At 40.0% G+C, this 12,536-nt stretch carries 7 protein-coding genes and 1 riboswitch; all 7 genes read left to right on the forward strand.

Features of this window, described 5'->3' with window-relative positions:
• Positions 1–547: 547 nt before the first annotated feature.
• The 7 genes from EJF36_RS05725 (at position 548) to EJF36_RS05755 (ending at position 11,749) form a co-directional block, all read left to right on the forward strand.
• Complete coding sequence (locus EJF36_RS05725; RefSeq protein ID WP_125905397.1) at positions 548–1,876, forward strand: extracellular solute-binding protein; 1,329 nt, start codon at positions 548–550, stop codon at positions 1,874–1,876.
• Between the two features lie 184 nt (positions 1,877–2,060).
• Positions 2,061–3,347 (forward strand): carbohydrate ABC transporter permease, encoded by a 1,287-nt coding sequence (locus EJF36_RS05730; protein WP_125905398.1) that lies wholly within the window; start codon positions 2,061–2,063, stop codon positions 3,345–3,347.
• Between the two features lies 1 nt (position 3,348).
• Positions 3,349–4,191 (forward strand): sugar ABC transporter permease, encoded by an 843-nt coding sequence (locus tag EJF36_RS05735; protein WP_125905399.1) that lies wholly within the window; start codon positions 3,349–3,351, stop codon positions 4,189–4,191.
• 29 nt (positions 4,192–4,220) lie between these two features.
• Positions 4,221–5,744, forward strand: coding sequence for an alpha-amylase family glycosyl hydrolase (locus EJF36_RS05740; RefSeq protein ID WP_125905400.1), 1,524 nt, complete (start codon positions 4,221–4,223; stop codon positions 5,742–5,744).
• Between the two features lie 12 nt (positions 5,745–5,756).
• On the forward strand, positions 5,757–8,093 hold the full coding sequence (locus tag EJF36_RS05745; RefSeq protein WP_125905401.1) for a glycoside hydrolase family 31 protein: 2,337 nt from the start codon (positions 5,757–5,759) through the stop codon (positions 8,091–8,093).
• Between the two features lie 116 nt (positions 8,094–8,209).
• Positions 8,210–9,256, forward strand: coding sequence for a LacI family DNA-binding transcriptional regulator (locus EJF36_RS05750; RefSeq protein ID WP_125905402.1), 1,047 nt, complete (start codon positions 8,210–8,212; stop codon positions 9,254–9,256).
• A 168-nt stretch (positions 9,257–9,424) separates the two neighbouring features.
• A complete protein-coding gene (locus EJF36_RS05755) occupies positions 9,425–11,749 on the forward strand; it encodes a glycoside hydrolase family 65 protein (RefSeq protein WP_125905403.1) in 2,325 nt (774 codons plus the stop codon).
• A 655-nt stretch (positions 11,750–12,404) separates the two neighbouring features.
• A riboswitch (TPP riboswitch) is annotated at positions 12,405–12,515 on the forward strand.
• The last annotated feature ends 21 nt before the right edge of the window (positions 12,516–12,536 follow it).

The following is a 12,536-nucleotide window of genomic DNA, read 5'->3' on the forward strand; positions in this document are numbered from 1 at the left end:
ATAACTTAATTCAATAAAAATTAACATTGTAGGATACATGGGGACGGTTCTTATTCTGCGATGGCAGAATAAGAACCGTCCCCACACATCCTATTTTAATATAACTTTACTTGCGAAAATTCATTCACAAACTGATGAATATCGTATAAAAACAAAAGCATAATATAAATACATGAGAAATCAATAAGAGAGATTTTTAATTGTGTCCTTTTTACGAGTAAGCAGAAATCTTTGAAACAAAATTTTTTAGATTTTTATGACTTGTTAAAATCCTCTTTATTAGAAGGATGTGGCGCCATACTTGAAAATAAGGCAAATTTCGTAACAAAAAAAATTAGGGTTGCAAAACCTTTTTTTACGGTGTAATATAAAAATGTAATTTGCGCAACCGTTTTCACATACATACGAAAAATGCGAGAGTTATTTTTTTGAATGCATACTGTAATCGTTTGCAAATTCAAATCTAGTAACCTTTTATTTTTAGTAGCATGTGCAATCGTTTGAGCAAAACACAAAATAATATTTTTTCTATATAGGAGGGGTCACCTTGAAAAGAATCCTATCATTATTGATGATCATGGTTCTTGTACTAGGAGCGTTAGCAGCTTGTGGACCAGACGAAGAGCCGGCACAAGACAACAACGCTACTGGAGAGACAACAACTGACAACGCAGGTACTGATGAAACGGCTACTACTGATGATGGTATGCCAGAAAAGCCTGAAAAATTAGTAGTTTGGGAAGACACTAAAAAAGGCGTGGCATTAGAGCCAGCTATTAAAGCGTTCGAAGAAGAATTCGGAATTAAAGTAGAATACAGAGAGTTAGGTATGGCTGAAGAAATCCGCAACCAACTTCGTCTTGACGGACCAGCTGGTACAGGCCCAGACATCGTAACTCTTCCACATGACCAAATCGGTCAAGTTGTAGTTGAAGGTTTAATTCAAGAAGTTAAGTCTGGCCAAGAAGTTCTTGACACATTCACAGAATCTTCTTTATCAGCACAAACTTATAACGGTGTGCTTTATGGTTTACCAAAAGCAACTGAAACACCAATCCTTATTTATAACAAAGCTCTAGTTGATGGTGAGCCAGTTGCAACTTTCGAAGAGCTTTACAATTTCTCTAAAGAATTCACTAACGGAACTGACAAGTTTGGTTTCTTAGCACTTTGGGATAACTACTACTTTGGTCATGCAATCCTTGGTGGTTATGGTGCTTATGTATTCAAAAACAACGACGGTACTTTAGATCCTAAAGACGTTGGTTTAGCTAACGAAGGCGCTGTTCAAGGTGCTGAGTATATCCAAAAATGGTATGCTGAAGGTTTATTCCCTAACGGTATCATCGGTGAAAACGGTGGTTCTACTAAGGAAGGTCTTATGAACGAAGGTAAAGTTGCTTACACTATGGATGGTCCATGGGCATTCCAAGGTCTTAAAGATGCTGGTATCGACTATGGTGCTGCTCCAATGCCAACACTTCCAAACGGTGAGCACCCAACAACATTCATGGGTGTTAAAGGCTGGCACTTGACTTCATTCACGAAGCATCCTGAATGGTCAACTAAGTTACTTGAGTACATCACAAACGCTGAAAATGCAAAAATTCGTTTTGAGTTAACTGGTGAAATTCCTCCGGTTAAAGCTTTAATCGACGATCCAATTATTGCTGAGAACGAAGGTGCAGCTGCTGTTGCAGTTCAATCTCAATATGCAATTCCAATGCCAAACATCCCACAAATGTCTGAAGTTTGGGGACCAATGGCTACTGCATTACAATTAGTTGCTCTTCAAGATTCTGAGCCTAAGGCTGCAGTAGAAGAAGCGGTTGCTACTATTAATGCAAACATTGAAGCGAACCATCCTTCTAACTAATTAATAAAGGTGTTGGCAGTACCAAATGGTGCTGCCAACAACCCTTATTAATGTTCTAACTGGAGGTTTGTCATCCATCCATTACTTAAACATGTTGGATGCTAACCTCCGCTTAGAACCATCTAATCGGACTAATAAAATAAAAAATATTTTCCTCGCGATATGCTTGAAAGGGGACTTAATTATGGAAGACACACTTTACAAATCCAATCACCGCAAAGTGGCCCTTGGATTATCGATTATTCCTGGAGTTGGTCAGCTATATAATCGCCAATACGTAAAAGGAATAGTCTTTTTAATTTTAACAGGTGCATTTTTATATGTATTTAAAGACCTGTTAGACATCGGTTTATGGGGCCTGTTTACTCTAGGGGAGAAAGTACCACGTGACCACTCAATCTTCTTACTAATTGAAGGTATTCTGGCACTTATCATTTCGATTTTAGGAGTAGGCTTTCTACTGTTTAACCTACGAGATGCATACTTAAATGGAAAAAAACGTGATATGGGACATAAGCTTAACACGCTTCGTGAGCAGTACTTAACAGTTATTGATGCCGGTTTCCCATACTTAATGATCACACCAGGCTTTATTTTATTAATCTTCACAGTTATCTTCCCAATCATTTTCGTAATATTACTTGCTTTTACGAACTATGATTTATACCATTCACCACCAGCAAAGCTTGTTGACTGGGTAGGTTTGAAAAACTTTATCGATATCGGAACAATGCCACTATGGCGTGATACGTTCTTAAAAGTATTAAGTTGGACATTAATTTGGACATTTGGTGCAACTACATTACAGGTAGCAATTGGTATCGCATTAGCAATTTTAGTAAACCAAAAGGATCTTAAAGGTAAAGCAATTATCCGTACTGTATTTATTTTACCTTGGGCAGTACCAGCTTTCGTATCAATCTTAGTGTTCGCAGGTATGTTTAACGAATCATTTGGTGCGATAAATCTTGACATACTAGCAGCCTTTGGAATCGATCCCATACCGTGGATGACTAATAAATTCTGGACTCGTACAGCATTGATCTTAATTCAAGGGTGGTTAGGATTCCCATTCATTTTCGCAATGACTACAGGTGTATTGCAGTCTATACCGAATGAATTATATGAAGCTGCTACGGTTGATGGTGCGACTTCTTGGCAAAAATTCCGATCAATTACACTTCCATTAGTGTTGTTCGCAATTGCACCAATCTTAATCACTCAATACACATTTAACTTTAATAACTTTAACGTTATCTTCTTATTCAACGATGGTGGCCCAGCAGTTGCCGGACAAAATAGTGCCGGTGGAACAGACATATTAATTTCGTGGATTTACGAATTAACAATGACGTCTGCTCAATACTCAAAGGCTGCTGCTGTAACAATGCTTCTATCATTAATTGTAATTACAGTAGCGTTATGGCAGTTTAGAAGAACAAAATCATTCCAAGAAGAGGATATGATGTAATATGAATATTAAAACGCAAAAAATCATTCGTTTGACACTCTCGTATTTAATTGTACTGTTAATGTTTGCTATTATTTTGTACCCAATCCTATGGATTGTAGGTTCATCTTTCAACCCAGGTAACAGTTTGTCGGGTTCATCAATCATTGCTGAAAACGCAACGTTGAAACACTATAAAGATTTATTTGACATTGAAAATAATAACTATTTGTATTGGTACTGGAATTCATTGAAAATTTCTATTCTAACGATGTTAGGTAGTGTTATACTCGTGAGTTTAACAGCATATTCGTTCTCACGTTATCGTTTCGTTGGACGCAAAAACGGATTAATGACTTTCTTAATTCTACAAATGATTCCGAACTTTGCAGCTCTTATTGCGATTTTCGTATTAGCATTAATGACTGGCTTAATTGATAAGCATTTAGGTTTAATTCTGATTTATATCGGTGGACAGATTCCAATGAACACGTATTTAATGAAAGGTTACTTAGATACGATTCCAAAGGATCTTGATGAGTCAGCTCGTATGGATGGTGCAGGTCATTTGCGTATTTTCTGGCAGATTATTATGCCATTAGCTCGACCAATTATCGCGGTAGTTGCTCTATTCACGTTCATTGCACCATTTGGTGACTTCGTTATCGCACGCGTACTTTTACGTAGTGAAGAGAAATTTACTTTAGCTGTTGGCTTATTCGAATTGATTAGTGACCAATTCGGTAATGAATTTACAGAATTCGCTGCTGGTTCCGTTCTAATCGCTGTGCCGATCGCAATTCTATTCTTATCATTCCAACGTTACTTTGTTTCTGGCTTAACAGCAGGAGGAACAAAAGGATAATATTTGACTTTGAAAAGGAGGAAGCGGTGATGGGTAAACGAGTAATTGGTTTGTTCCTAATACCGTTTCTTCTTTTTTATTCTGTTGCATCCGTGCAGGCAGTTGAAAAAGAAGAACGAGCTTGGCAGGACGAAATCATTTATTTTATGATGGTAGATCGATTTAACAATGGCGATACCACCAATGATTATCAAGTGTTTGAACATAACCTTAAAGCCTATAATGGTGGAGACTTTCAAGGGATTACTGAAAAGCTCGACTATTTAAAGGATATGGGGTTTACAGCTTTATGGTTAACACCGGTCAATAAAAACGAGCCAGGTGGCTATCATGGTTACTGGTACGAAGATTTTTATGATACGGAAGAACATTTTGGCTCACTTGATGAATTTAAAAAGATTGTTGATGAAGCTCATAAACGCGATATGAAGGTTATTCTTGATATCGTCGTTAATCATACAGGATACCAACACCCTTGGATTCAAGAAAAGCCGGATTGGTTCCATGAGAAAAAAGATATTTTTAACTGGGCAAATCAAGACGAGGTTGAAAACGGATGGTTGTTTGGGCTACCTGATTTAAATACAGAAAATCCTGAAACACGACAATACTTACTAGATATGGCGAAATGGTGGATTACAGAAACCGATATCGATGGGTATCGTCTAGATACTGTAAAACACGTACCGGTGGACTTCTGGGAAGAGTTTGAAAAAGAAGTAAAATCGGTTAAAGAAGATTTCTTTTTACTCGGAGAAGTGTGGCACGATGATCCACGCTATATCGCAAACTATCAAGGCGCACTTGATGGATTTGTTGATTATCCATTATTTAATGAAATGACAAAAGTGTTTGCAGAGCCTAATCACAAACTAGGTGGACTTGCAAACATTTGGAAAAGAAACAATGCATATTATGAAGACCCATTTTTAATGGGGAACTTTATTGATAACCATGACAATGTGCGCTTTACTCGATTAGCTTTACAAAAAGGGCAGGATCCTGTCACGCGCTGGAAACTTGCACTGACTTATATGTACGGAGCACCTGGTGTTCCTATTATATATTACGGTACAGAAGCTGCAATGGATGGTGCCAATGACCCTGATAATCGCCGAATGATGGATTTTACGCAAGTAAATGAAGAGCTGCAAACACATATAAGTAAACTCGCGAAGGCGCGTTCAGAGCATGATGTTCTTCGTCGCGGTGAGCTTGACGTTATATATGAAGAAGGCGGCTATTCCATTTTTAAAAGAACACTTGATAACGAAGTCGCGCTTGTTGTTATCAACAATTCTGATGAAGCGCATGAGGCTTTGTTGACAGCAGAAGACATTGGTGAAGATAAGCAATTAATAAGCTTATTAAATGAAGTAACTGTGAATGCTAACAACGATGGATATAGCATTTCTATGGAGCAAGAAACGTCTAACATTTTTCTAGTGAAAGACGCACCTGCTAGTAACATCATTCCTATTCTATTAGGTGCTGTTGCGGTATTGATGTTTGCAATAGGCTTACTATTAGCTAGGAAACGAAAGAACAATTAGTGGAGGTTAGTCATGCTACAAGATACGAGTTTTGCTATACACCCAGGACATAGCAAAAAACTGCAAAATTCAGACTACCACGATGTAGGAAATGTATTAGAAGTCACTGAAACAGCAAACGGCGCCACTATACGCTGTGAGTTTGCCAATATCGGCATTCGCTTTTACCGAGACGATATTGTGCGAGTTGTTATGAATGCGTTTGGGTCAGTGGCATGGAAAACAAGTCCTGCTGTCATTTCAGAACCAAATGCTGTGGAGGTCAACGTCACACAAACTGATGACGCTGCTACGATTACATCATCAGCAATTCAAGTTGTGCTACAAAAATCGCCTTTACGTATAACGGTGGAAGATGCTAATGGCACTGTTATAGTGTCTGAGTCAGAAAAAGGTATGGGCTACAAGCCAACAAAAGAAGTCATATGCTACAAAGAAATGACAGAACAAGATCATTTTTACGGCTTTGGTGAAAAAACAGGCTTTTTAGATAAACGTGGTGATAAGCTTGAAATGTGGAATACCGATGTGTATGCACCACATAATCCAGAAACGAATGCACTGTACGAATCGATTCCGTTTTTTATGACACTTCGTGAAGGAAAGGCATACGGACTGTTTTTTGATAATACATTTAAATCAACATTTGATTTGCAAAGCTCTACGAACTCTTTTTCGTTTGGCGCGGAAGGCGGCCAGATTGATTATTATGTCATGGCTGGTCCACAACCAAAGCACGTTTTAGAGCAATATACAAGCATAACGGGGCGTGCACCAATCCCTCCGAAATGGGCTTTAGGGTATCATCAATCGCGTTATAGCTATGAAACAGAGACGGAAGTTCGTGAACTTGTAAAAACTTTTAAAGAAAAAGGAATTCCGTTAGATGTCGTACACTTAGACATTCACTATATGGATGGCTACCGTGTTTTCACATTTGACCGCGATCGCTTTCCTACTGTTGAAAAATTAATAGAGGAATTGCGTGCGGACGGTGTTCGTATCGTACCAATCGTAGATCCAGGAGTCAAAGAAGACCCTGAGTATCCAGCATACGCAGAAGGTGTTCGCCAAGATATGTTCTGTAAGTACCTTGAAGGCAACATATATTTTGGCGAAGTGTGGCCAGGCAATTCAGCATTCCCTGATTTTACGAGTGAAAGAGCTCGTAAATGGTGGGGTGAAAAGCATGCGTACTACACCGACCTTGGTATTGAAGGTATATGGAACGATATGAATGAACCAGCGATTTTTAATGAAACAAAAACGATGGACTTAAAGGTCATGCACGACTATGATGGCGATCCACGTACTCATCGTGAGCTTCATAATATATATGGCTTAATGATGGGGAAAGCCACATATGAAGGTATGAAAGACCAGCTTGCAGGTCGTAGACCATTCCTGCTTACAAGAGCTGGATATGCCGGTGTACAACGCTACGCGGCAGTATGGACTGGAGACAACCGCAGTTTTTGGGAGCACTTGCAGTTATCAATTCCGATGTGTATGAATCTTGGTATGTCAGGCGTACCATTTACAGGCCCTGACGTTGGAGGATTTGCACATGACTCGAACGGCGAGCTGTTAACGCGCTGGACACAAGTTGGAACGTTTACTCCATTTTTCCGTAACCATAGTGCGATTAACACACTACGCCAAGAGCCATGGTCGTTTGGTGAAAAGTATGAAGCTATTATTAAAAAGTACATTCAGCTGCGTTACACATGGATGCCACATCTATATTCATTATTTGCTGAAGCGAATCAAACTGGCTTACCTGTGATGCGTCCGCTTGTGTTAGAATATCCAACGGACGAACACACATTTAATTTGTCAGATCAGTTTATGATCGGCAGCAATGTTATCGTTGCACCAATCCTACAACCAAGTGTGAAGCATCGTGTTGTGTACCTTCCAGAAGGACAATGGGTGAACTATTGGACAGACGAAGTACTTGAAGGCAACAAACATCACCTTGTCGAGGCTGATTTAGACGTATTACCTATTTTCGTAAAACAAGGAAGCTTTGTCGCTCACGGTGAAGCAGTATCTTCTACTGCTTTTGAAAATGAAACGTTAACACTTCACTTTTATAAGTCTGAAGCTGGTAGAAGTGAAATGGTTCTATACGAGGATGATGGCACGACATTTGCTCATGAAAACGGTGAGTTTTTGAAACTATACGTTGAGGCCAATGTGGAAGAAACGAATGTAAAAGTGTCAGTTCGCTCAGACGGATCTTACACACCAGCATGGAAGCAAATCCAGCTTGTTGTGCATAGTGGTAGAGCCGAGGATAACATTACCATTGATAGTGAGCTCAATATAGAGATAATTAATAAATAGAATGGTTGGAAGCCGCTTGTTGATAGCGGGCGGCTCTCCTAGAAACTTGCAGATCGCTCCATGATTTTAATTGAGGCGCTAGCACGTTTCTTGAGAGATGGAGAGGTGGTGAAAGTATGGCAGTAACTATAAAAGATGTTGCGCGCGTGGCAAACGTATCGCCTTCGACTGTATCAAGAGTCATAGCCAATAACCCACGCATAAGTGAAAAAACAAAGGTTCGCGTTCGAGAAGCGATGCGTGAGCTTGGGTATCATCCTAATATGATTGCTCGCAGTCTTGCAAACCAATCTACACAGGCAATTGGGGTGGTAATGCCTAATTCAGCGGATAAGGTACTACAAAACCCGTTCTTTCCTGAAGTATTGCGTGGTATTAGTAAAAGTGCGCATGACAATGATTATGCACTTTACTTTACAACTGGTGAAAGCGAAAAAGAAATAGCCGATGGTGTACTGAAAATGGTACAGGGCAAGCGTGTAGACGGAATCGTGTTGCTTTATTCAAGAATGGATGATGCGGTGCTTAATTTCTTATTTGAAGAAAACTTTCCGTTCGTCATGATCGGTAAGCCATACAAAGGAGCAGAGACTATATCGTACGTCGATAACGACAATTACGGTGCTGCGATGGAGGTAACCGATTACCTACTATCACTTGGACATACTCGCATCGGATTTATCGGCGGTAGTCCAAACTTTGTCGTAACGATTGAGCGTATGCTTGGCTATAAAAAAGCTTTACACGAGGCTGGAATAGAGTATGTAGATGACTATGTCATTCACGGTGAGTTTTTAGAAGAAGGCGGACAAGAGGCAATGAAAGAGTTACTTGCCTTACCAGAGCCACCCACTGCACTATTAGTAGCCGATGACCTAATGGCAATCGGGGTACTAAACTTATTAGATAAAATTGATAAAACAATCCCTAACGATATCTCACTTGTTGGGTTTAACAATATTTTATTATCACAAATATCACGCCCTCCATTAACGAGCGTTGATATCCAAATTTACCAACTAGGCTATCAAGCTGGTAAATCTTTAATAGAAGAAATAGAAACACCGAGCGAGGTGGCCAAACGAGTGATTGTTCCACATAAGCTGGTGAAACGTCAGTCATGCACACCTATCGAGAGTGTTAGAACTAGTTTGTTAGGTTAATAGGTAGTAAGTTCATTAAACCGTAACTTGTTTATATAAGCTAGTTCTGATATTCTTTCAATATCATTTAATTTATTTTACGTAAAAAGCTCGGTTTATGCCGAGTTTTCTATAGATGATAAATGCAATCGATTGCACTAAGCTAATACTACTATTGAGGTGAAAAAAATGAAAAAACTATTTGTTGCAGACGAATGGAAAGTTATTGAGGAAGGTTTACACCCAGAAGACAACCGCCTTGCAGAATCAATTATGAGCTTAGGAAACGGCCAAATGGGAATGCGCGGCAACTTTGAAGAAACATACAGTGGTGATACACACCAAGGCTCTTACGTTGCGGGCGTTTATATCCCAGACAAAACGCGTGTTGGTTGGTGGAAAAACGGATACCCAGATTACTTTGCAAAAGTACTAAACAGCATTAACTACATTGGTATTCGTGTATTTATCGATGGCGAAGAGCTTGATCTTGCTAAAGCTGAGGTTCGCAACTTCCGTCGTGAATTAAACATGAAGCATGGTTACTTATTCCGTTCATTCACTGCTGTTGATTCAAAAGGCCGTGAAACAGAAGTAGAAGTCATTCGCTTCATAAGTATTGTTGACCAAGAAGCTACAGTTATTTCTTACAAAGTAACACCAGTTAACTACAGCGCTACACTTACGTTCGTACCATACTTAGATGGTGATGTGCGTAACGAAGATTCAAACTACGATGAAGATTTCTGGTTACCAGTTAGCCATGACATTACTCGTTGTGCGGGAACATTAACTATGCGTACACATGAAAACAAATTCAACGTACCACAGTTTGACGTAGCAGCTAGCATGAAAATCCGTGTAATCGGTGGCGAAGTAATCAACGTTAATAACATCGCGAACGAAGAATACGTAGCAAACGAAATCGAAGTAGATGCATTAAAGAGTCAACCAGTTACTCTTGTAAAATATGTTGGTGTGACGTCAAGCCGTAACTATGAGCTTGATGAAGTAGCAAAGGCTGCTGAAAAAGTAGCGTGTGCGGCAGCAGAAAAAGGCTTCATGGCAATGTTCGAAGAGCAACAAGCAGCTTGGGAAGCTCGTTGGATGGATGCTGACGTAACAATCGGTGGCGACACTGAAGCACAGCAAGGTATTCGCTTCAACTTATTCCAATTATTCAGCACTTACTTCGGTGAAGACCCACGCCTAAACATCGGACCAAAAGGCTTCACTGGTGAAAAATACGGCGGTAGCACATACTGGGATACAGAAGCATACTGCTTACCAGTATACTTAAGTACTGCTGACTCTAACGTTTCTCGTAACTTGCTTGTATACCGTCATAACCATCTTGAAAAAGCAAAAGAAAATGCTGCGAAGCTTGGCTTAGGTGGCGCATTGTACCCAATGGTAACTATGAACGGTGAAGAGTGCCACAACGAGTGGGAAATCACGTTCGAAGAAATTCACCGTAACGGTGCGATTGCATACGCAATCTATAACTATGTAAACTACACAGGCGACAAGAGCTATCTTGGCGAATACGGCTTCGACGTATTAGTAGAAATCAGCCGCTTCTGGGCGAGCCGCGTACACTACAATGCGAAAAAAGACGTATACATGATGCACGGTGTAACAGGACCAAACGAATATGAAAACAACGTAAACAACAACTGGTACACAAACCGTATTGCAGCTTGGACACTAGAGTACACTCGCGAAGCACGCGACTACTTAGCTAGTGCTGAAGCTGATCGTTACGCTGAACTTGTGGCAGCACTTGGTTTAACTGACGAAGAGCTTGCTAAATGGGCAGAAATCGAAGAAAAAATGTACTACCCAATCGACGAAGAAACAGGCCTAATCTTACAACAAGACGGTTTCTTAGATAAAGATCTGAAGCCAGTAAGTGATCTAGATTCAGCAGATCTTCCATTAAACCAAAAATGGTCTTGGGATCGTATCCTTCGCTCTTGTTTCATTAAACAAGCGGACGTATTACAAGGTATGTACTTCTTACATGACCAATTCACGGCAGAACAAAAGAAACAACACTTTGACTTCTACGAGCCAATGACAGTACATGAGTCATCATTATCACCATGTATTTACTCAATCATCGCTGGTGAAATTGGTTACGAAGACAAAGCATACGAGTTATACCTACGCACAGCTCGCCTAGACTTAGATAACTACAACAACGACACAGAAGATGGATTACACATCACATCTATGGCTGGTTCATGGTTATCAATCGTTCAAGGCTTCGCTGGCATGCGCGTAGCAGACGGAGCATTAAGCTTCGCACCATTCATTCCAAAAGCTTGGAACGGCTACTCATTCAAGATCGTCATCCGCGGACACCACATCAAAGTCAACGTAACAGTTGATGGCGTAAAGGTATCTCAAGAAGGCGGCAGCGACTTCGCTGTGAAAATCTACGATGAAACAGTAACAATTCCAGCTGACGGTGAAGTAACTGTTGAATTAAGAGGATTAGTACAGCAGTAATTGAGTGAGTGCAACGTGAAACCGGGGATGGAATTCCTAGAAGATTGATGTGCAAGAGTAATTGCATGCAACGTGTATTTGAGGATGGAATTTCTCTCAGGGTAGATTTGCAACAGTAACTGCTTGTAACGTGAATTCTAGGCTGAAACCCTTTGAAAAATAGATGTGCAACAGAAATTGGATAGAAGTTATCCTTCAAGATGATTTTGACGCTTGATCCCCCCTTAAAATAGATACGAACAGGACCGAAACTTTTTGTTTTTGGTCCTGTTTTTGTGTTTTTTGGGCAATATATCGTTTTCACCCGTATATTTAACCGCTGATTTGTCGATGTGTGATGACTTATGTCGGTACAATGTACCAACATAAATCGATGGATTTTGCAGTACTGATATAATAGGGTTTTTAAGAAACTATAATTTGTCGGTACCACGTACCGACAATACCCGACAAAATACTAGCGTTTCTGACAAAGAAAATCGATGAAAAATTACTATAAACCGCTATTTTCACTTTCCTTCACTTGAAACAGTGCCAGGCAGTCCTTCCGCCATTCAACAGATCAACCATACACAAAAAGCATCCCACATCCCCAACACATTCTCTCTTTACGAATACGAAAAAATAACTTAAGATGTTAGTAACTTAATATGGAAAATGCTACTAGGGGAGCCCAAGGCGTGGGCTGAGAGAAGAAACGTACCTTTTTTGACCCTTCGGACCTGATCTGGATCATACCAGCGTAGGAAAGTAGGCGAGCGCGCACAGCGTCATGCTCATCAACTAC

Origin of the sequence: Bacillus sp. HMF5848, assembly GCF_003944835.1 — a bacterium.
In the GTDB taxonomy this organism is placed as follows: domain Bacteria; phylum Bacillota; class Bacilli; order Bacillales; family HMF5848; genus HMF5848.